18 protein-coding genes, 1 pseudogene and 1 riboswitch are annotated in these 21,623 nt (G+C 68.6%); of the genes and pseudogenes, 10 read left to right on the top strand and 9 right to left on the bottom strand.

What is annotated here, in order from left to right:
* The 4 genes from AB0D34_RS32080 to AB0D34_RS32095 form a co-directional block, all read right to left on the bottom strand.
* Positions 1-1,573 (bottom strand): glycoside hydrolase family 3 protein (locus tag AB0D34_RS32080; RefSeq protein ID WP_362667873.1); only part of this gene is annotated, 1,573 nt, incomplete at its 3' end.
* 8 nt (positions 1,574-1,581) lie between these two features.
* The gene (locus tag AB0D34_RS32085) at positions 1,582-2,424 is read right to left on the bottom strand and encodes a carbohydrate ABC transporter permease (protein ID WP_362667875.1); all 843 of its coding nucleotides are present in this window, start codon (positions 2,422-2,424) and stop codon (positions 1,582-1,584) included.
* Positions 2,421-3,401, bottom strand: coding sequence for a sugar ABC transporter permease (locus tag AB0D34_RS32090; protein WP_362667878.1), 981 nt, complete (start codon positions 3,399-3,401; stop codon positions 2,421-2,423). Before AB0D34_RS32090 ends, AB0D34_RS32085 begins: the two co-directional genes overlap by 4 nt.
* Positions 3,402-3,511: 110 nt before the next feature.
* Positions 3,512-4,795 (bottom strand): extracellular solute-binding protein, encoded by a 1,284-nt coding sequence (locus AB0D34_RS32095; RefSeq protein WP_362667880.1) that lies wholly within the window; start codon positions 4,793-4,795, stop codon positions 3,512-3,514.
* A gap of 307 nt (positions 4,796-5,102) precedes the next feature.
* Here AB0D34_RS32095 and AB0D34_RS32100 point away from each other — a divergent pair, with 307 nt between their 5' ends.
* The 9 genes and pseudogenes from AB0D34_RS32100 to AB0D34_RS32140 all read left to right on the top strand — a co-directional run bounded on the left by AB0D34_RS32100 (position 5,103) and on the right by AB0D34_RS32140 (position 15,851).
* Positions 5,103-5,867, top strand: a complete 765-nt coding sequence (locus AB0D34_RS32100) for a GntR family transcriptional regulator (protein ID WP_362667882.1) — start codon at positions 5,103-5,105, stop codon at positions 5,865-5,867.
* 198 nt (positions 5,868-6,065) lie between these two features.
* Positions 6,066-6,646: pseudogene (locus AB0D34_RS32105) on the top strand (carbon starvation CstA 5TM domain-containing protein); the annotation flags it as partial.
* A 230-nt stretch (positions 6,647-6,876) separates the two neighbouring features.
* Positions 6,877-7,128 carry a DUF3311 domain-containing protein gene (locus AB0D34_RS32110; protein ID WP_362667884.1) on the top strand — a complete coding sequence of 84 codons (252 nt, stop codon included), beginning with the start codon at positions 6,877-6,879 and terminating at the stop codon, positions 7,126-7,128.
* Positions 7,125-8,750, top strand: coding sequence for a monocarboxylate uptake permease MctP (gene mctP, locus AB0D34_RS32115; RefSeq protein WP_362667887.1), 1,626 nt, complete (start codon positions 7,125-7,127; stop codon positions 8,748-8,750). Before AB0D34_RS32110 ends, mctP begins: the two co-directional genes overlap by 4 nt.
* 109 nt (positions 8,751-8,859) lie before the next feature.
* The gene (locus AB0D34_RS32120) at positions 8,860-9,363 is read left to right on the top strand and encodes a GNAT family N-acetyltransferase (RefSeq protein ID WP_362667890.1); all 504 of its coding nucleotides are present in this window, start codon (positions 8,860-8,862) and stop codon (positions 9,361-9,363) included.
* A gap of 77 nt (positions 9,364-9,440) precedes the next feature.
* A riboswitch (cobalamin riboswitch) is annotated at positions 9,441-9,523 on the top strand.
* Between the two features lie 142 nt (positions 9,524-9,665).
* Entirely contained in the window at positions 9,666-12,014 is a 2,349-nt protein-coding gene (locus tag AB0D34_RS32125; RefSeq protein ID WP_362667892.1) for a ribonucleoside-diphosphate reductase subunit alpha, read from the top strand.
* Between the two features lie 56 nt (positions 12,015-12,070).
* On the top strand, positions 12,071-13,078 hold the full coding sequence (locus tag AB0D34_RS32130) for a ribonucleotide-diphosphate reductase subunit beta (RefSeq protein ID WP_362667894.1): 1,008 nt from the start codon (positions 12,071-12,073) through the stop codon (positions 13,076-13,078).
* A 202-nt stretch (positions 13,079-13,280) separates the two neighbouring features.
* Entirely contained in the window at positions 13,281-15,332 is a 2,052-nt protein-coding gene (locus AB0D34_RS32135; RefSeq protein ID WP_362667897.1) for a putative Ig domain-containing protein, read from the top strand.
* A 51-nt stretch (positions 15,333-15,383) separates the two neighbouring features.
* A complete protein-coding gene (locus tag AB0D34_RS32140; RefSeq protein ID WP_362667899.1) occupies positions 15,384-15,851 on the top strand; it encodes a hypothetical protein in 468 nt (155 codons plus the stop codon).
* On the opposite strand, the gene AB0D34_RS32145 is transcribed toward AB0D34_RS32140, so the two are convergent.
* Positions 15,818-15,988: a hypothetical protein gene (locus AB0D34_RS32145; RefSeq protein WP_362667902.1), complete on the bottom strand. Its 171-nt coding sequence runs from the start codon at positions 15,986-15,988 to the stop codon at positions 15,818-15,820. The genes AB0D34_RS32140 and AB0D34_RS32145 overlap by 34 nt on opposite strands.
* Positions 15,989-16,080: 92 nt before the next feature.
* Between AB0D34_RS32145 and AB0D34_RS32150 the strand changes: the two genes are divergently transcribed.
* Positions 16,081-17,046, top strand: coding sequence for a helix-turn-helix domain-containing protein (locus tag AB0D34_RS32150; RefSeq protein WP_362667904.1), 966 nt, complete (start codon positions 16,081-16,083; stop codon positions 17,044-17,046).
* A gap of 4 nt (positions 17,047-17,050) precedes the next feature.
* On the opposite strand, the gene AB0D34_RS32155 is transcribed toward AB0D34_RS32150, so the two are convergent.
* The 4 genes from AB0D34_RS32155 to AB0D34_RS32170 all read right to left on the bottom strand — a co-directional run bounded on the left by AB0D34_RS32155 (position 17,051) and on the right by AB0D34_RS32170 (position 21,546).
* Positions 17,051-18,421, bottom strand: a complete 1,371-nt coding sequence (locus AB0D34_RS32155; protein WP_362667906.1) for a cytochrome P450 — start codon at positions 18,419-18,421, stop codon at positions 17,051-17,053.
* Complete coding sequence (gene cyc1 / locus AB0D34_RS32160) at positions 18,418-19,512, bottom strand: epi-isozizaene synthase (RefSeq protein WP_362668224.1); 1,095 nt, start codon at positions 19,510-19,512, stop codon at positions 18,418-18,420. The genes AB0D34_RS32155 and cyc1 overlap by 4 nt, the downstream gene beginning before the upstream one ends.
* A 279-nt stretch (positions 19,513-19,791) precedes the next feature.
* Positions 19,792-20,442: a peptide deformylase gene (gene def, locus AB0D34_RS32165; protein ID WP_362667909.1), complete on the bottom strand. Its 651-nt coding sequence runs from the start codon at positions 20,440-20,442 to the stop codon at positions 19,792-19,794.
* Positions 20,443-20,565: 123 nt separating this feature from the next.
* Entirely contained in the window at positions 20,566-21,546 is a 981-nt protein-coding gene (locus AB0D34_RS32170; RefSeq protein WP_020119821.1) for a hypothetical protein, read from the bottom strand.
* Positions 21,547-21,623: the final 77 nt, after the last annotated feature.

The raw sequence follows: 21,623 nt of genomic DNA on the forward strand, positions 1-21,623 counted from the left end.
TCTCCTCCAGCGACTTGCCCGTGCCACCCTCCTCCGGCGTCACATGGATGACGGCGAAGTCGTACGGCGCACCGGCCCCGCCGGTCGGACCGCCCCCCGCGATGACCTCCGCCGCCGCCCTTCCGCAGACGCGGGCCGCGCCGTGGGTCGCGATGTGCAGGGTTCCTCGGGCGGGGGCCTGAGGCAGGCCCATCTCGATCACGATCGTGTCGGGGCGGGTCCGCAGCACGGTGTCCAGGGCCGCCCCCATCCAGGGGTGGCGGTGTTCGTCGCGGACCACGGCCACGATGCGGCGGGGGCCGGCCGCGGCCAGGGTGGCGAGACCCGCGTCCGCACCGGCGAAGCTGCCCGTTTCCGTGCCGGGGAGCAGTCGGGTGAGTTCGGCGGCGACGCCCCAGGGTGTTTCGTCGCCGACGGCCACATTGGCGATCGGGGTGAAGGCGGCGACGTAGGGCGCTGTGGTGAGGGGGGTGAAACCGTCCGCGCCGGTGATGCGCAACGCCCTTCGGGCCGCGCGCAGTCCCACCTCCTCGTCGGCCGCCAGCCGGGCCTCGGCCGCGCCGGCCGCCATCCAGTGGGCCAGCGTGCGCACGCGTTCCGCCGCTTGTGCGAGCCGCTCCTCGGGGAGTTCACCCGAGCGGACCGCCGAGACCAGGGCGTCACGCAGGCGCCGTACCGTGTCGTCGTCGGCCAGGCCGCCGCCCACGCAGATCGCGTCGGCACCGGCGGCGATGGCCAGGACGCTGCCGCGTTCGATGCCGTAGGTGCCGGCGATGGCCTGCATCTCCATGCCGTCGGTGACGATGAGGCCGGTGTAGCCGAGTTCGCGGCGCAGCAGGTCGGTCAGCACCCGGTGGGACAGGGTCGCCGGGCGGTCCGGGTCCAGGGCCGGGACCAGGATGTGGGCGGTCATGATGGCGCGGGTGCCGGCGGCGATGGCCGCGCGGAAGGGCCGCAGTTCGCGCTCCAGGAGTACCGACTCGTCCACGTCGATGCGCGGCAGCGCGTGGTGGGAGTCGACCGCCGTGTCGCCGTGGCCCGGGAAGTGCTTGGTGCAGGCGGCCACGCCGGCCGACTGGAGACCGGTGACATAGGCGGCGGTGTGCCGGGCGACCAGCTGCGGGGAGGCCCCGAAGGAGCGGACGCCGATCACCGGATTGGACGCGTTGGAGTTCACGTCGGCCGACGGAGCCCAGTTGAGGTTGACCCCGCAGGCCGCGAGACGGCGGCCGAGTTCCGCGGCCACCTCCCTCGTCAGTGCCACGTCGTCCACCGCGCCGAGGGCGTTGTTGCCCGGGAAGGACGAGCCGGTGCGCACTTCGAGGCGGGTGACGTCGCCGCCCTCCTCGTCGATGGCGACCAGGACGTCGTCGCGTTCGGCGCGCAACTGGGCCGTAAGCGCGCTCAGTTGTTCCGGCGAGGCGATGTTGCGGCCGAACAGGCCGACCGAGGCGAGGCCCTCGCCGAGGCGGCGCAGCAGCCAGTCGGGGGCGGTGGTGCCGGTGAAGCCTGGCTGGAGGACGGTGAGGGCGTCTCTCGTCAAGGTGTCGGTGCCGCTGGCGAATGTCGTCATCGGGGGCGTTATCCCTTCACGGCGCCCGCGGTGAGGCCCGCGGCCATCTTGCGCTGGACGAGGAGGAAGAGGACCACGATCGGCACGGCCATCATGGTGGAACCGGCCATCATCGGGGCGTATTCGGTGCCGTGTTTGGTGGTGAAGTTGCCGAGCCAGACGGTCGCGGTCTGGTTCTTCTGGCTGAGCAGCATGAGGGCGTACAGGTACTCGTTCCAGGCCAGGATGAAGCCGTAGACCGACGTGGCGACCATGCCGGGGGCGAGCAGCGGGAAGACCACGCGGATGAAGGCGCTGGTGCGGGAGCAGCCGTCCACCATCGCCGCCTCCTCCAGTTCCTTCGGGACGTTGACGATGAAGCCGCGCAGCGTCCACACCGTGAAGGGCAGGATGAAGGTCAGGTACGTGATGATCAGGCCCGACAGCCTGTCGTACTGGTCGAGGTCGTTGAGCAGCAGGAAGACCGGGATGATCATCGCGACCAGGGGGACCATCTGGACCGCCAGGATGGCCACGATCACGACCTTGCGGCCGCGGAATTGGAAGCGGGAGATGGCGAGGGCGGCCAGGGTGCCGACCACGACGCCGATCGCCACGACCGAGAGGGAGACGATCAGGCTGCGGCCGACCGGGCCCCAGAAGTCGGCGATGTCCAGCGCGCGGCTGAAGTTGGAGAAGGTGATGCCCGTCGGCAGCAGGCTCGGGTCCGGGTCGATGGCGTCCTTGGCCGGTTTGAACGCCGTGTTGAGCATCCAGTAGACGGGGAAACCGGCGGTGACGAAGACGAGAAGGCCGAGGAGGTTCCAGCCGGCCTTGGACTTCCGGCGGGCCCCGGGAGCGAGCGTGCTCATTCGACCTCTCCGATCTTCAGCATCTGACGCATGTAGACGGCGACGACCCCGAGCAGCAGGAGCACGGTGATGAGGGCGATCGCCGAGCCCTGCGCGTAGTCGTTGACCACGAAGGCGCGGTCGTAGGAGTAGGTCGGCAGGATCTGGAACTCCGGCTCCGGGTGGCCGTTGCGCATGACGAACACCTGGGGGAAGACACCCATGTCCCAGATGACCGAGAGGGTCGTCAGCATCACGATGATCGGCTTGAGGATCGGCAGGGTGACATACCGGAAGACGCCCCAGGCGCCCGCGCCGTCGAGCCGGGCCGCCTCCTCCAGTTCGGCCGGGACCTGGGTGAGCCCGGCGCTGAGGGTGATCACGACGAAGGGCACCGCGCCCCAGACCACCAGGAGCATGATCACGGCCAGACCCTGGGGACCGCTCGCGAACCAGTTGTGGCCGATCATCTCGACCCCGGGCAACTTGCTGAGCAGCGCGTTGAGGATGCCGTAGTCAGCGTCGAACAGCCACTTGAAGACCGTGGTGGCGACGATGATCGGCATGCCCCAGCTGGCCACCAGGGCGATGTTGACAAGGGTCTTCACCCAGCCGGAGACCCGCTGGAGCAGCAGCGCGATCAGCATGCCGGCGACCATCGTGAAGATGACGCAACCGGCCGCGAAGACGATGGTCCGGACGACGACCGCCCAGAACTCGCCGTCGTCCAGCACAGCCGTGAAGTTGTCGAAGCCGACCCACTCGGCGGGCTGGAAGCCCCACAGCTGGGACTGCCCGAACTTCTGGAACGACAGCGTCACCAGGCGGACCAGCGGATAGCCCATGACCAGGCCGAGGATGAGCAGGCAGGGCGCGAGCAGCAGCCAGGGGGTGGCGCCGGAGCTCCGCCTTCTGCGGGGCGCCGCCGGCGGGGAGGGCGGTGGTACCGACATCGGCGGCGGCACCTCGGTGGGGGTGGTCGTGTCTGCGGCACTCATGGCGCGCTCCTCAGCGGTCCTTCTGGTCGTACGAAAGCGAAGCCCGCACGGTCGTACGGGAAGCAGGGCCCCGCCCTGGCCGAGTAGGCGTGCGGGGCCCTGCTGTCAGGTCACTTCGTGTTGATGACCTTGTCGATCGCGGCGTCCGCGTCCTTCGCGGCGGCCTCGACCGACTTCTTGCCGGTGCCGATCTCCTGCAGCATGTTCTGCAGGACCTGCGCCTTCTCGACCTGGCCCCAGCCGGGTGCCATCGGGACGAACCAGTTGGACTCGGCCGCGGTGGCCGGGACCGCGGTCGCCGGGTCGTTCTTCAGGGTGGCGAGGTCGGTCTTGTTGTTGGGCAGGTTGCCCTTGGCCATCAGGCCCTTCTGACCGGAGGGACCGGTGAAGGCGTTGATCCACTCGGCGGCGACGGCCTGCGCCTTGGACTTCACCGGGACGGCGAGGTCCGAACCGCCCAGGAAGACGGGCATGTTCTTGCCGGACGGGCCGGGCATCACGAAGTTCTCGAGGTTGTCCTTGAGCTTGCCGGTCTTGTCGTTCTTCGGGTCGGCGGAGGTCGCACCCTCCCAGGCCGCGCCGAAGATCATGCCGGACTTGCCCTGGCCGTAGACGATGTAACGGTCGGACTCGTCCTTGGTCTTGTCGCCGTGCATGTACTTGTCGACGACGTTCTTGAACTCGGTGAGACCCTTGATCGACTCGGGCGAGGAGAGGTTGCCCTTCCACTGGCCGCCCGACTCGACCGCGATGGAGCCGCCGGCGTCGTAGACGAAGGACATGGCCGCGTACCAGTCACGGGTGGGCTGGTACCAGGCGGAGAACTTGTCGCCCTCCTTCTTCTGGACCTTGTCGAGGGCTGCGGCGAGCTCCGCGTAGGTCTTCGGGGTGGACTTGACGCCGACCGAGGCGAAGAGGTCCTTGCGCCAGTTGCCGACCCGGCCGCCCGCGTAGTACGGGACGCCGTAGGTCTTGCCGTCGTAGGTCACCGAGGCCTTGAGGCCGTCGAGCCAGGCGGACGAGTTGGTGAACTTCGAGGCGTCCAGGGGCGCGAAGGCCCCCTTGACCATGTAGCCCAGCATCTCGGTGTTGCCCATCTCGACCACGTCGGGGGCCTTGTCGGTGGCGAGGACCGCGTCGAGCTTGGTGTTCTTGTCGGGCCAGCCGTAGTACTCGTGGTTGATCTTGATGCCGGGGTGCTTCTTCTGGACCGCGGCGTCCGCGGCCTTCACCAGCTCGGGCCAGTTGTTCTGGGCGTCGACGGTGAGCCAGACGGTCAGCTCCTTGGCGTCCGCACCGCTGTTGTCCGAACTTCCGCTGTCGCTGCCCCCACATGCAGCGACCGCAACCATCATGCCCGCGACACCGATCGCGGCTGCCAGCTTGCGCTTCACGCCACCCTCCTCAGGGATGCCCACACCCCCCTGCCCACGGGCCGGGACCTGGACCAATGGTGTAGACCAGTAGGGGGAGCTTGGACCAGACCACGAAGCCTGTCAAGAGTGTTCGAAAACGCTCTGACCAGCTGTTATGCGAGCTACATATGCAGGAACCATTAGTAAAGAAGCCAGCGAAAACGGCGCGGCCGGAGTAATCTCGTCCGCTATACCACTCACCTCTGTGGACTAGACCAAAAGAGGCGGCGACGGTATACAGAAGGGATCACGAAGTGACCCGCATCCGGAGCCGGGAAGGCAGACCATGAGCAGCGACGTCAGCAGTGCCGAGACCGAGGGCGGGGCAGGCGTCCGTATCGCGCGCGTGCCCAAGTACTACCGCCTGAAGAAGCACCTGCTGGACATGACGGAGACCCAGTCGCCCGGCACCCCGGTACCGCCCGAGCGAACGCTCGCAGCCGAGTTCGACACCTCCCGCACGACCGTGCGCCAGGCCCTCCAGGAGCTGGTGGTCGAGGGGCGGCTGGAGCGCATCCAGGGCAAGGGCACCTTCGTCGCCAAGCCGAAGGTCTCGCAGGCGCTCCAACTCACCTCGTACACCGAGGACATGCGCGCCCAGGGGCTCGAACCCACCTCGCAGCTCCTCGACATCGGCTACATCACCGCCGACGACCGGCTCGCCGAGCTCCTCGACATCACGGCCGGCGGCCGGGTGCTGCGCATCGAACGGCTGCGCATGGCGAACGCCGAGCCGATGGCCATCGAGACGACCCACCTCTCCGCCAAGCGCTTCCCGGCCCTGCGCAGGTCGCTCGTCAAGTACACATCCCTGTACACGGCGCTCGCCGAGGTCTACGACGTCCATCTCGCCGAGGCGGAGGAGACCATCGAGACCTCGCTGGCCACCCCGCGCGAGGCCGGCCTGCTCGGCACCGACGTGGGCCTGCCGATGCTGATGCTGTCCCGGCACTCGGTCGACAGGACGGGCGAGCCGGTGGAGTGGGTGCGGTCGGTGTACCGGGGGGACCGGTACAAGTTCGTGGCCCGGCTCAAGCGGCCCGTGGACTGATGCACACCCTGTAGCGCAACCGCACATCCTGCTCTACGGTCCTCCCGACTCCGACTGGACGGGAGGACCGCCTCGTGCGTAACCGCGAACGTCCGAACCGTCGTCACCTGGACCCTCGCCGCCCTGGTCGGCGCGGCCGGCTGGTCCGTGCTCGCGCTCGCCCGGGGTGAGGACGTCTCGGCCGCCTGGACGGTCGCGGCCGTCTCGGAGATGTTCGAGGCGCTGTTCATCCTGACCGCGCTGGACGCCGGCATGCACGTGGGCCGGTTCATGCTCCAGGACATGCTGGGCAACGTCATCCGGCCCTTCAAGAACATCAGTTGGAAACCGGGCCTGGTCATCACGAGCGGGATCGTCTGCGCCCTGTGGGGCTACTTCCTCTGGGTCGGCGTCCACGAACCCCTCGGCGGGATCAACCAGCTGCTCGCCGCGGTCGCCCTGGCCGTCTACACCACCCTGCTGGTGAAGTCCGGGCGCCTCAAGTGGGCCTGGATCACCGCGATCCCGCTCGCCTGGGACGTTCTCCAGCGACCCCAAGGTGGGCTGCTTCAAACAGCGTTCGGTCTTCCAGGACGCCATCGACGACGGCAAGGTCCTGCCGCCCGCCAACGGCGGTCCTGGCCCTGCTGATCGTCGTGGTGATCGCCGACGCCCTGCGGGTCTGCGTCCGGCACCTACGCCGTCCCGCGCTCTCCACGCTCAGCGAGGCGCCGTACGTCGAGTCGAAGATCGTCGCCCCGGCCGGTCTGGTCCCGACCCGCGAGGAGAAGGAGGAGCTGACCGACGAGTCGGCGTACGACCACTATGTCGCGCACGTGCGAACGTATGCGGACGGAACGCCAGGAAGGGGACCCGCGGCAGAGCTTCCGCTGTTGCTGAGCTGCCCAGGAAGGGGTGCTTCACAGAATCGACATACCGATATGCGGACGAGGTCTTCCACATGCACGACGCCCTCGCCTAGATTGCCTGCGCGTTACACAGGTGATCGGCGAGGGGACGGAGTCGCGGAATGTCGGATGCGCCTGAAGTGAGACCACCGGTGGTGACACCGGCGAGGGTGGTCATCGCCCTCTGTCTCGTCGCCCCGTTCGTGGCGATGCTGTGGGTCGGCTCGTACGCCAAGGTGGACCCGACCTTCATCGGGATCCCCTTCTTCTACTGGTACCAGATGGCGTGGGTGCTGATCTCCACCGCGCTGACGATGATCGCGTACAAGCTCTGGCAGCGTGACCAGCGCGCCCGCCACGGAGGTGCCAAGTGAACGACGGCGTCAATGGCGTGGCACTCACCGTCTTCATCATCTTCTTCCTCGCCGTCACGGTCATGGGCTTCCTGGCCGCGCGCTGGCGAAAGGCGGAGAGCGACAGCCTCGACGAATGGGGTCTGGGCGGCCGCTCGTTCGGCACCTGGATCACCTGGTTCCTGCTGGGCGGTGACCTCTACACGGCGTACACCTTCGTCGCGGTGCCCGCGGCGATCTACGCGGCGGGCGCGGCCGGCTTCTTCGCGGTGCCGTACACCATCCTCATCTACCCGCTGATCTTCACGTTCCTGCCCCGCCTGTGGTCGGTCTCCCACAAGCACGGATACGTCACGACCTCGGACTTCGTGCGCGGCCGGTTCGGCTCCAAGGGCCTGTCGCTGGCGGTGGCGGTCACCGGCATCCTGGCGACCATGCCGTACATCGCGCTCCAACTGGTCGGCATCCAGGCGGTCCTCGACGTCATGGGCGTCGGCGGCGGTGAGGACACCAACTGGTTCGTGAAGGACCTCCCACTGCTGATCGCCTTCGGCGTGCTCGCGGCCTACACGTACTCCTCGGGCCTCAGGGCGCCCGCGCTGATCGCGTTCGTGAAGGACACGCTGATCTACATAGTCATCGCGGTGGCGATCATCTACATCCCGATCAAGCTGGGCGGGTTCGACGACATCTTCGCCAAGGCGGGCGAGGCGTTCAGCCAGACCAACCCGGCGACCGGGAAGCCGCGCGGCGCGCTGGCCCCCGCCGAGCCGGGCCAATGGACGTACGCCACGCTGGCGCTGGGCTCCGCGCTGGCGCTCTTCATGTACCCGCACTCCATCACCGCGACGCTCTCCTCCAAGAGCCGTGAGGTGATCCGCCGCAACACCACGATCCTGCCGCTGTACTCCCTGATGCTGGGCCTGCTGGCCCTGCTCGGCTTCATGGCGATCGCGGCCGGAATCAAGGTCACCAACGGCCAGCTCGCCATCCCCCAGCTGTTCGAGAACATGTTCCCGGCGTGGTTCGCGGGCGTGGCCTTCGCCGCGATCGGCATCGGCGCGCTGGTCCCCGCGGCCATCATGTCCATCGCGGCCGCGAACCTCTTCACCCGCAACATCTACAAGGACTTCATCAAGCCGGACGCCACTCCGGCCCAGGAGACGAAGGTCTCCAAGCTGGTCTCGCTCCTGGTGAAGGTCGGCGCCCTGGTCTTCGTCCTCACCATGGACAAGACGGTGGCCATCAACTTCCAGCTCCTGGGCGGCATCTGGATCCTCCAGACCTTCCCGGCCCTGGTCGGCGGCCTCTTCACCCGCTGGTTCCACCGCTGGGCGCTGCTCGCCGGCTGGGCGGTCGGCATGATCTACGGCACGGTCGCCGCGTACGGCGTCGCCTCCCCGACCCAGAAGCACTTCGGCGGCTCGGCGAAGGAGATCCCGGGCATCGGCGAGATCGGCTACATCGGCCTCACGGCGTTCGTGCTCAACGTCGTCGTCACGGTGATCCTGACCTTCGTCCTGAAGGCGGCGAAGGCTCCCGACGGCATCGACGAGACCAGGCCGGAGGACTACACGGCGGACGCGGGCGACCCGGGGGTTGAGGTAGAACTCCCTCCCGCGACAGCAGGTACCTCGCACTAAGGGCCTTCAGGAGCGCGGGGAACTGCGCGAGCAACCACACACAACCGGCAGCGGGCCACCGAGGAGCAAGACCCTCGGCGGCCCGCTCCTTTCGTGCACACTCACCCCCATGACCATCGTGATCCGCCCCGCCGAACCCACCGACTACGAACCCCTCGGCGACATCACCGCAAAGGCCTACCTGGACGACGGTCTCCTGGCCTTCGGCGACGAGGACGACTGGTACCTGACCGAACTCAAGGACGTGGCCAAGCGAGCGAAAACCGCAGAGGTCCTCGTCGCCACAGCCGACGACAACATCCTCGGCGGAGTCACCTACGTCCCCGACGGCGGCCCCATGTCCGAAATAGCGCGCCCCGGAGAGGCGGAGATCCGCATGCTCGCCGTGTCCCACGCGGCCCGCGGCAGAGGCGTCGGACAAGCCCTCGTACAGGCCTGCGTCGACCGCGCGGCAGCCGCCGGCACCGACCTCGTCCTGTGCACCCAGCCCACCATGCACACGGCCCACCGCATCTACGAGCGCCTGGGCTTCACCCGCGCCCCCGAGCGGGACTGGCACCCCGTTCCGGAGTCCCCCGACTTCACTCTCCTCACCTACGAGTTGACGCTCTGAGACCGACGCGACACAACATCTGGGGGCGTCACCGAAACCCGGCACAAGATGTATGCTCATGCTCGCTGTCGCCGCAGGGGAATCCGGTGCGAATCCGGAACTGTCCCGCAACGGTGTACTCATGCGTGTATCAGCGCACATGAGCGTCAGTCCGAGGACCTGCCGACAGTACGCCCGGCCACCGTGGCCCGGGTGTCATGACGTCCGGGCCTCGTGGAGTGGGCCGGTGGACGCGAGGCCGTGCGCGCTCGTGTGCCGCCCCCTGCCCTCAAGGCCCCGTGCCCAGCGAGGGAGAGCCCCACGTGACCATCGCGCCAGCCGATCCGGCTTCAGCGACCACCTTCGTGGAAGAGCACGGTCCCGGAACCGCGCTCCTGCGGACCCTGACCGCGCTGACCGCCGACCTTCCCGACGCCGACCCCGGCCGGGTCGCCGCCGCCGCGCTCCGTGGCCGGTCCGCACGGGCCGACGAGTCGGAGTTGCGTGAGCTGGCCACCGAGGCGGCGGCCGGCCTCATCTCCGAGGACCCGGCGTACAGCAGGCTGGCCGCCCGGCTGCTGACCATCAGCATCGCCGCCGAGGCCGCCTCGCAGGGCGTCACGTCGTTCACCGGATCGGTCGCGGTCGGGCACCGCGAGGGCCTCATCGCCGACCGTACGGCCGAGTTCGTACGGGTGCACGCCGACCGCCTGGACGCGCTCATCGACCCTCAGGCAGACGACCGCTTCGGCTACTTCGGCCTGCGTACCCTCCACAGCCGCTATCTCCTGCGGCACCCGATCACCCGCAAGGTGATCGAGACGCCCCAGCACTTCATGCTCCGGGTCGCGTCCGGCCTCGCCGAGGACGACACCGCCCGTGCCCTGGACGAGGTCGCCGCGCTCTACGCCCTCATGAGCCGCCTCGACTACCTCCCCTCCTCCCCCACCCTCTTCAACTCCGGCACCCGGCATCCCCAGATGTCGTCCTGCTACCTCCTCGACTCCCCGAAGGACGAGCTCGACTCCATCTACGACCGCTACCACCAGGTCGCCCGGCTCTCGAAGCACGCCGGTGGCATCGGCATCGCGTACTCCCGTATCCGCAGCCGCGGTTCGCTCATCCGCGGCACCAACGGGCACTCCAACGGCATCGTCCCGTTCCTGAAGACGCTGGACGCGAGTGTCGCCGCCGTGAACCAGGGCGGCCGGCGCAAGGGCGCGGCCGCGGTCTACCTGGAGACCTGGCACTCCGACATCGAGGAGTTCCTGGAGCTCAGGGACAACACCGGTGAGGACGCCCGCCGTACGCACAACCTGAACCTCGCGCACTGGATCCCGGACGAGTTCATGCGCCGGGTGAACGCCGACGCCGAGTGGTCCCTCTTCTCCCCCGCCGACGTGCCCGAACTGGTCGACCTGTGGGGCGAGGAGTTCGACACGGCGTACCGGAAGGCCGAGGCGCAGGGGCTCGCGCGCAAGACCATCCCCGCCCGTGATCTCTACGGCCGCATGATGCGCACTCTCGCGCAGACCGGCAACGGCTGGATGACCTTCAAGGACGCCGCCAACCGCACGGCCAACCAGACGGCCCTGCCCGGACACACGGTCCACTCCTCCAACCTCTGCACGGAGATCCTGGAGGTCACGGACGACGGGGAGACGGCGGTCTGCAACCTGGGGTCGGTGAACCTCGGTGCGTTCGTGGACGGAAACGACATCGACTGGGAGCGGCTCGACGCCACCGTCCGCACCGCCGTCACCTTCCTCGACCGGGTCGTCGACATCAACTTCTACCCGACCGAGCAGGCCGGACGGTCCAACGCCAAGTGGCGCCCGGTCGGCCTCGGCGCGATGGGCCTCCAGGACGTCTTCTTCAAGCTGCGTCTGCCCTTCGACTCCCCGGAAGCCAAGGCGCTGTCCACGCGGATCGCCGAGCGCATCATGCTCGCCGCCTACGAGGCCTCCGCCGACCTCGCCGAACGCAACGGCCCGCTGCCGGCCTGGGACAAGACCCGTACCGCGCAGGGGGTCCTGCACCCCGACCACTACGACGTCACGTCGAACTGGCCCGAGCGCTGGGCCGCACTGCGGGAACGTGTGGCCACCACCGGCCTGCGCAACAGTCTGCTGCTGGCCATCGCGCCCACCGCGACCATCGCCTCGATCGCGGGCGTGTACGAGTGCATCGAGCCGCAGGTCTCCAACCTGTTCAAGCGTGAGACGCTGTCCGGCGAGTTCCTCCAGGTCAACTCGTATCTGGTGAACGACCTCAAGGCACTCGGCGTCTGGGACGCCCGCACCCGTGAGGCGCTGCGCGACTCCAACGGCTCGGTGCAGGGCTTCGCCTGGATTCCCGAGGACGTACGGGCGTTGTACCGCACGGCGTGGGAGATCCCGCAGCGCTCTCTGATCGACATGGCGGCGGCGCGGACCCCGTTCCTCGACCAGTCCCAGTCCCTGAACCTCTTCCTGGAGACGCCGACCATCGGCAAGCTCTCCTCGATGTACGCGTACGCCTGGAAGTCCGGGCTGAAGACGACGTACTACCTGCGCTCGCGCCCGGCGACTCGTATCGCCCGTGCCGCCCAGGCGACGGTCCCCGTACAACCAGTGGCCTCTGATGTCGCCTGCTCCCTGGAAAACCCCGAGTCCTGCGAGGCCTGCCAGTAATGCCCACCCGTCGCCCGACCACCGCCCCTGAAGGACAGCGCTTCGCGCCGACTGACATGACTGCCAAGAACCTTCTCGACCCGGGCTTCGAGCTGACCCTCCGCCCCATGCGCTACCCGGACTTCTACGAGCGCTACCGGGACGCCATCAAGAACACCTGGACCGTCGAGGAGGTCGACCTCCACTCGGACGTCTCCGACCTCGCGAAGCTCAGCCCCGCCGAGCAGCACCTGATCGGCCGGCTGGTCGCGTTCTTCGCGACGGGCGACTCGATCGTCGCGAACAACCTGGTGCTGACGCTCTACAAGCACATCAACTCCCCCGAGGCGCGCCTGTACTTGAGCAGGCAGCTCTTCGAGGAGGCCGTGCACGTCCAGTTCTACTTGACACTGCTCGACACCTACCTCCCCGACCCGGAGGACCGGGCGGCGGCCTTCGACGCCGTCGAGAACATCCCCTCCATCCGCGAGAAGGCCGAGTTCTGCTTCAAGTGGATCAACGAGGTGGAGAAGCTGGACCGGCTGGAGTCCCGGGCCGACCGCCGCCGCTTCCTGCTCAACCTGATCTGCTTCGCCGCGTGCATCGAGGGCCTCTTCTTCTACGGCGCCTTCGCGTACGTCTACTGGTTCCGCAGCCGAGGCCTGCTGCACGGCCTCGCGACCGGCACCAACTGGGTGTTCCGCGACGAGACCATGCACATGTCCTTCGCCTTCGACGTGGTCGACACCGTCCGCAAGGAGGAGCCGGAGCTCTTCGACGAGCAACTCCAGCAGGAGGTCACCGACATGCTGGCGGAGGCCGTGGAGGCGGAGCTGCAGTTCGCGCGGGACCTGTGCGGGGACGGGCTGCCGGGCATGAACACCCAGTCGATGCGCCAGTACCTGGAGTGCGTCGCCGACCAGCGCCTCACGCGCCTCGGCTTCGCCCCCGTGTACGGCTCGGAGAACCCGTTCTCCTTCATGGAGCTCCAAGGCGTCCAGGAGCTGACCAACTTCTTCGAGCGGCGGCCTTCGGCGTACCAGGTCGCGGTCGAGGGCACGGTCGACCTCGACGAGGATTTCTGACTCCAAGCGCATGGACGGCCCATGGAGCTTCCATGGGCCGTCCATGAGCCTGCTATGGAGCAGCAAAGATCTCCCTTCGCCGCTTCTCCCGCCTTCCCACACACGGCTAGCTTCGGGCACGTCATGCTCATGACTGCGTGATCTGCCGCCGCTACGCGCGTCACGGGCCTGCCTGTAACCCCACCGATGGAGGCAGTACCCCATGCGTGAAATGCCCCGACGGAGCCTGCGAAGACTCCTGACCACCGCGATATCCGCCCTCGCCCTCGGCCTCACCGGCTTCGCGGCCGCACCGGCGCACGCGACACCGGCGACCACCCACACCTCCCGCGTGACCCAGAACGCCACCGCCCTCACCTCCCCCGGCCGGCAGACCTTCCACACCACCGGCAAGGCCGGCCAGAAGGTGCCGACCACCCACCTGTGCGCCACCCCGGCCGCGGGCCACGCGTCCTGCTTCGCGCAGCGCCGCACGGACATCAAGCAGCGCCTCGCCACCGCGCTCGCCTCCGCCGCCGCGACCCCCTCCGGGCTCAGCCCGGCCAACCTGCACAGCGCCTACAACCTGCCCTCGACGGGCGGCTCCGGCCTGACCGTCGCCGTGGTCGACGCGTACAACGACCCCAACGCCGAGTCGGACCTGGGTACTTACCGCTCGCAGTACGGCCTCTCCGCCTGCACCAAGGCCAACGGCTGTTTCAAGCAGGTCAGTCAGACCGGTTCGACCACCTCGCTGCCCACCAACGACACCGGCTGGGCCGGTGAAGAGGCGCTGGACATCGACATGGTCAGCGCGGTCTGCCCGAACTGCAACATCATCCTGGTGGAGGCCAACTCGGCCAACGACTCCGACCTCGGCATCGCCGAGAACGAGGCCGTGACCCTGGGCGCCAAGTTCGTCTCCAACAGCTGGGGCGGCGACGAGGCCTCGTCCCAGACCAGCGAGGACACCTCGTACTTCAAGCACCCCGGTGTCGCCATCACCGTCTCCGCCGGTGACTCCGCCTACGGCGCCGAGTACCCGGCGACCTCCCAGTACGTGACGGCAGTCGGCGGTACCGCCCTGTCGACGTCCTCCAACTCCCGCGGCTGGACCGAGTCCGTGTGGAAGACCAGCAGCACCGAGGGGACCGGCTCCGGCTGCTCGGCGTACGACCCGAAGCCCACCTGGCAGACCGACACGGGCTGCTCCAAGCGCATGGAGGCCGACGTCTCCGCGGTCGCCGACCCGGCCACCGGCGTCGCGGTCTACGACACCTACGGCGGCTCGGGCTGGGCGGTCTACGGCGGCACCAGCGCCTCCGCGCCGATCATCGCCGGTGTGTACGCCCTCGCCGGCACCCCGGGTTCCAGTGACTACCCGGCGAAGTACCCGTACTCCCACACCGGCAACCTGTACGACGTCACCAGCGGCAACAACGGCTCCTGCTCCCCCTCGTACTTCTGCACCGCGGCCACCGGCTACGACGGCCCGACCGGCTGGGGCACGCCCAACGGCACCACCGCCTTCACCGCCGGCACCACCACCGGCAACACGGTGACCGTCACCAACCCGGGCAGCCAGTCGACCACCACCGGCGGTTCCGCCAGTCTGCAGATCAGCGCGACCGACAGCGCCGGGGCGGCCCTGACCTACAGCGCGAGCGGCCTGCCGACCGGGCTGTCCATCAGCAGCTCCACCGGCAAGATCTCGGGTACGGCGTCCACCGCGGGCACCTACCAGGTCACCGTCACCGCGAAGGACTCGACCGGCGCCTCCGGCTCCGCTTCCTTCACCTGGACGGTCGGTTCCAGCAGCGGCACCTGCACCTCGGCCCAGCTGCTCGGCAACCCCGGCTTCGAGTCGGGCAGCACCACCTGGACCTCCTCCAGCGGGGTCATCACCAACTCCACCGACGAGTCGGCGCACGCCGGCTCCTACTACGCCTGGCTGGACGGCTACGGATCGAGCCACACCGACACGCTCTCCCAGTCGGTGACCGTCCCGAGCGGCTGCAAGGCCACCTTCACCTTCTACCTGCACGTCGACACCGCGGAGACCGGCAGCACCGCCTACGACAAGCTGACGGTCACCGCCGGATCGACCACCCTGGCCACCTACTCCAACCTCAACGCGGCCTCCGGCTACGTCCAGAAGTCCTTCGACCTCTCCTCGTACGCCGGCTCCACCGTCGCCCTGAAGTTCAGCGGCGTGGAGGACTCCTCGCTCCAGACCAGCTTCGTCCTCGACGACACCGCCGTGACGACCAGCTGACCCGGATCCAGGAGTAGGTGTCGTACGTCCAAGGGGGGAGAGGAGATCCCCATGCGCCGTACGACTCACCGCACGACCCTCGCCCTCGCGGCACTGACGCTGCTGCTCGCGGGGTGCGGCACCGAGGCCGGAAGCGAAGGGGGCGGCAGCGACACCGTGTCGCCGCCGCCCTCCTCGTCACCCCCGTCCGGCTCGCCGTCACCCGGCTGTACGGCCGCCTCGGAGCTCGACGCGGCCGACAGCGGCGACACGGTCTGCCTCGCGGTGGGCGACACCATCCGCGTCTCGCTGGACGGGACGAAGAGCCGCCCCTGGAAGCCGGTCACCACCGAGGGCAGTGGGCTGGAGGCCACCAACAGCGGAATCGTTCTGCTGCCCGGCGACGCGAGTTCCGCGTTCAAGGCGGTCTCGGCCGGCCAGGTGCGCCTGAGTTCACAGCGCCCCCTGTGCGCCACCGAGACAGGCAAGGTGTCCTGCAAGGGCATTCAGGAGTGGTGGGTCGCCGTGGAGGTGAAGTAACGCCTCTGCGCCTCCCGGATCTGACGGTCGACCCGCTTGTCGTGGACGATCCCGATCACCGACGGGAGGACCAGGAGGACGAGGATGGCGAAAACAGTCAGCATGGCGATCAGTCCTTCTGTCTGCGCTGAAGTCATGTCACTACTGTCGCGCCGCACACTCCTTACAAACAGTGGCAGGACTGCCGCACACCCTCGATTTACTGCCAACCCTGAGGCACACTGGCAGCATGCTGAAGAACGTGGCCGCCGTCGTCCTGGACGGTGTGAACCCCTTCGAGCTCGGTGTCGTCTGCGAGGTCTTCGGCACCGACCGCAGTGACGACGGACTGCCCGTGTACGACTTCGCGGTCGCCTCCGCCGAGGGCCCGACGCTGGCCTCGCGATCGGGCTTCTCCCTGCATGTCGAGCACGGTCTGGAGCGGCTGGAGTCGGCCGACCTGATCACCGTGCCGGCCTGCGCCCGCTACGAGTCGCGGGACTTTCCGCCCGAGCTGCTCCAGGCCCTGCGCGACGCGGTCGACCGCGGGACGCGGGTGCTCAGCGTGTGCTCCGGCGTCTTCCTGCTCGCCGCGGCCGGACTGCTCGACGGGCGGCGCTGCGCCGTGCACTGGAAGCACGTGGCCGAGCTGACGCGCGCGTACCCGCGGCTGACCGTCGAGCCCGACGTCCTGTACGTCGACGAGGACCCGGTGATCACCTCCGCGGGCACCGCGGCCGGCATCGACGCCTGTCTGCACATCGTGCGCAAGGAACAGGGCACCGAGGTCGCCAACAAGATCGCCCGGCGCATGGTCGTACCGCCCCACCGGGACGGCGGTCAGGCGCAGTACATCGAGCGGCCGCTGCCCCGGTCGAAGTGCGACACCGTCGGCGAGGTGCTCGTGTGGATGGAGGGCCACCTCGACGAGGACGTCACCGTCGAGCAGCTGGCCGAGCGGGCGCTGATGTCCCCGCGCACGTTCGCCCGCCGCTTCCAGCAGGAGACGGGTACGACTCCCTACCGCTGGATCCTGCGCCAGCGGGTGCTGCTGGCCCAGCGGCTGCTGGAGGCGACGGACGAGACGGTGGACGCGATCGCGGGCCGAACGGGGTTCGGTACCGCGGCCGCGCTGCGTCACCAGTTCCTGCGTGCCGTGGGCACCACCCCGAACGCCTACCGGCGCACCTTCCAGGGGCCGGAGGCGGTGGCCTGACCCGTCACCGGAGCAGGGGCCTCACCATGAGCCGGTTCGGGCGCAGGGTGATGCCGGGCCGGGGGGTGTCGTCGGACCCGGCCACCTGCTCGAAGCGGTACTTCCGGGCCAGCGCCGCCGTGAGCAGCGTCAGCTGGGCCATCGAGAAGTGGTCGCTCGGGCACTTCCGGTTGCCGGTGCTGAACGGGCTCATGGCGTGTTTCGGAACCGCCCTGGCCCGTTCCGGACTCCACCGCAGGGGGTCGAACTCCGCGCTGTCGTCGAAGGACTTCGCGTCGCGCTGGATCGCGTACGGACTGTAGACGATGTCGGACCCGGCCGGAATGCGATAGCCACCGAGTTCGGTGTCCCGTACCGCCCGCCGCGTCAATATCCATACCGCGGGCCACAAACGCATGGTCTCGACCACCACATAGTTCGTGTACCTGAGCGACCGTACGTCCTCGAATGCCACAGGACGGCCACCGGTGACCGATTCGACTTCCGCGCACACCTTGTCCGCGTGTTCCGGATGTTCGGCGAGCACCTGAAGCAGCCACATGATCGTGGACGCGACGGTTTCACCGCCCGGGGTGAGTATCGCGACGACCTGGTCGTGGATCTCCTGTTCCCCGATGGGGTCGCCATTCGCGTCCTTCGCCGCCAGCAATGCCGTCAGCAAATCGTCCGGCTTTTGACCGGATGCCCGGCGTTCGGCGACGATCTCGTCGACCACGAGATGCAGATCGGCCAGCGCCCGGTTGAATGCGAGGTTGGCCGGCAGCGGCAGCTTGTACAGCGGTCCCGCGGGTATCACCATCCGCCGGTACATGCCCCGGAAGACGGTCGTGAGCGCTACGCACAGCCGCTCGGCACGCTCGTCCATGTAGTCGCCGCGCAGCAGACAGCGGGCCGCGATGCGCACGGCGACCCGGAAGGACTCCAGGGTGGCGTCGACCGTCTCGCCGGGCTGCCAGCGCTCGGCCAGTGCCTGTGCCTCCTCCGCCATGACCGGCCCGTACGCCGGTATCGCGTCGAGCCGGAACGCGGGCTGGATGGTCCGCCGCTGACGCCGGTGCTGCGGGCCGTTGGCGGTGGCCACCCCCTCCTTGCCGACCAGGCCCTCCAGGGACTCCCAGAGCGGCCCGGCGATGATGAAGTCCGGGTTGAGCGCCACCGCTCCGGTCAGTTCCGGGGTGGTGGGCGCGTACACCGTCTTCGGGCCGAGCTTGAGGCGTACGACATCGCCGTGCCGCCGCAGCCCGGCCAGGAAGCTCAGCGGATCGCGGACCAGACGCCAGCCGTGGCCGAGGACGGGGACGCCCCCGCCCGCGAACCGCGGCTCACCCGCCCCGGGAACCACCGTGGCTTCGGGTTTCACGGATTCGACGGTCATTTCTCACCTGCCGCTTCGTTGTCGACGTACGGGGGTGTGGACCGGTCGTCCCAGCTGTCGACCAGGTAGCGACCGGACTCGTGGTGGAACCAGTAGACGGCGCTGAACCAATTGCGCATGTTCCCGACACAGGACCGCACGGCGGCGCTCAATTCCCTTCCCCGCACGGTGCCGTCGTCGAGGCCGTCGGCGAGACGGAAAGCGTCCCTTTCTGCGACGAGGAACGCGTCCACGCATTTCTCGACGCGCCGCCGCATTTCCCTGATCGCCTCTTCGAGGGTCAGCCCCTCGTGGGTGATGAGACTGATGCCGAGATTGTGGACCTCGTCCCCCGCTATCTCCTTGGGAAGCGAGCAGAGGTCGTTGTACCAGGCGGCGAATTCCTGGCTCAGCAGTGCCGCCCGCCGATACGCCGGCTTCTTCCTTATGGCGTCCGGTAGTTCACAGCCCGCGCTCGCCTCCAGGAGATCCGTCCAGATCCAGTGGGCGAAAGTGAGCCGGCGCAGGGCCAGGTATTCCCCGACCGGCGGGACGATTCCCTCGGTGCGATTGCGGAATTCCCGGTCGTAGGCCTCGATCACCTCGTGGAAGTGCCGTGCGAACCGGGCGTTCCACGTCCGCGGCAGGAGGGAGTACAGCCGCACCACGGTGTCCGCGAAGGCGGCGACCAGCGGATCGTCGTGGTGCAGATGGTCGCGGGGCGAGTCGAGCGCCGCGTGCAAGCGGAACCTGAGCCGCCGCCACGCCGCCGGCCGGCGGTGGACGATGTCACGGTCGTGCCGGTCGTCCCAGACGAAGAACCACGCGCTGTAGTCCGCTATCGCCTGGAGGACCTCGTCGGGGGCACCGAGGTAGTACCCGGCCATCAAGTCCGTATAGCACAGTCCATCGGCATATTCCGCCACCTTGTCCGCCGGCATGAGCCGCTTTTCCAGAAGCCAGGTGCGGGTCTTCTCCTGGAGCCTCGGCCAATACGGATGCAGTTGCCTGGGAAACGCTGCCTCGATCACCGGGAGAGAGAGCGACGGTGGAACCCCGATCGCCGTCGGCGACGGCGCCGACGACGTGATGCCGTGTGGGAAAGCAGGCACGAACAAACCCCTTCCAGCCGCCAGTTGACGCACGCCCCTCGCCGAACCGGGCGTGCGCCGTTGCGTATCCCCGCACTTCCCATTCAGCACCACAACTGACCGTTCTGAGAACGGACCTGCTCCATTCACTACCCCTAGGCGCCTGAATTCTCCCCTTGTGTGACACGAATCAGATCACTGGATGAGCACATCCGATCGAACGTGCGACGCACACGCGAACGGCGCCTGTTCAGAGGGTGCTTCCTGAACAGGCGCCGTGCGTACGGGGGTTGTGGGACGTCAGTCGTTGGCGACCACGGGGTAGCGGGGCTCGTTCTCCGCCATCTGCCGCAGGGCGTCCTTGCGTTCGCGCTTGGAGAGCCGGTCGATGTAGAGATAGCCGTACAGGTGGTCGGTCTCGTGCTGAAGACACCGGGCGAAGTACCCGGTGCCGCGGACCTTGACCGGGTTGCCCTTCTCGTCCTGCCCGGTGACCTCGGCGTAGTCCGGGCGGGCGAGCGGCGCGTACGCGGTGGGCACCGACAGACAGCCCTCGTTGCTCTCGTCCAGCTGGCGCCGGTCGGCGGGCAGGTCCACGAGCTTCGGGTTGCAGACGACACCCACGTGCCGCCGCCCCTCGTCGTCCTGGCAGTCGTACACGAAGACCTTCAGATCGACACCGATCTGGTTGGCGGCGAGACCCACGCCCTCGGCGGTGCGCTGCGAGGCGAACATGTCCGCCACCAACTGCTCCAGCTCCGCGCCGAACTCGGTGACGTCCTTGCACTCCTTGTGCAGTACGGGGTTCCCGACGACGGTGATGGGCCGCGAGGTGCCGCGCTCACGCCAGGCGTTCTCCCGCTCCTCGGTCTCCTCGGTGTCGACGACGAACCCCTCGTCATCGACGGGGAGCACGCCCACGTGCTGCTGATCGGTGTCCTGCTGGGCCATGACCTACGGATGCCTTCCTAAACAAAAACAGGGGGAGCTGCTGATACAGGGTAAGGGGACCGTGCCCCGTAGGGGCGCGGGGAACTGCGCGACCAGCCACAACGGACCCGCGGTCGAAAGCCGTCAGCACACCTCTTCAAGATCGCGCCAGTCCCGGGAATCAGGGCTGTCGGCAACCCACCCGTCCAACAACCCCCGAACCAGCGAGGCAGGCGCAGCCACCCCGCACTCCCGCTCCGGCACCCACAACTGCCCGTCCGTCCGATGCCCCAGCGGCCCGGGATGCCCCGGCTCACTGTGATCGTGCGGATCCAGATGCTCCCCGTCCCCCTCATCGGACGGCATCCGCGACTCGGAGCACATCCGACACAGCAGCCGCACCGAGGAGGACCAGTCCTCCGCCGCGAACCCCGCGTCAGCCGCCAGCTGCTCCAACGCGTCCCGGTCCGCCTCGGTGGCCGCCTCAAGCAGCACCACCCACGTAGGCACAGGCGACGGCGCCCACAGCTCGATCTCGTCGAACACCGGATAGGCGTGGCCCGACGCGGTCGTCCGCTCCCCGTGCGGCACCCCGTCGTGCAGCACGACCTCACCCCACCGCCGCCCCGAGGACGGCAACGGAATCGACAGCACCTCGATGCGCGCGGGGTCCAGCCGCCGCCCCCAGACCACCTCGGCCTCCCCCTCGGGAGACAGCCGCACGGCCGCGCTGCCCAGGTCCATCCCCAGCGGCTCACCCGAGGCCGTGGCGCCCCCGGGCACCCGCAGCCCGTACGCCTGCCAGGCCCGCCGGGCCAGCGGCCAGTCCTGGAGCGCGGTGGCGGCGATGCCGACGTTCCACCAGTCGGGCGCCCCGGTCTCCCGGTCGAGCAGCGCGACGGCCCTGAGGCCCGCGGCCCGCGCCTGCTCCCAGTCGTGCCGGAACTTGTGGAGGAGGGCGAGGTTGAACCAGGACTCGGACAGCCACGGCTCCAGGTCCGCGGCACGTGTCAGCAGCGCGCCCGCGTCCTCGTAGCGACCGTCGCCGATCAGCGTGAACGCGCGGTCCGTGGCCTGCCGCCAGGAGGCGGAGGGCCGGTGCCGTCCCTTGCCGAAGATCCTCACGATTCCCGCCTGCCAGTTACGTCGAGTGGGTTGGCTGTGCCCCCGGACACCCTCTCTCTCGCATCCAACCACGTGTG

The organism is Streptomyces sp. NPDC048420, assembly GCF_040651535.1.
Classification (GTDB): domain Bacteria; phylum Actinomycetota; class Actinomycetes; order Streptomycetales; family Streptomycetaceae; genus Streptomyces.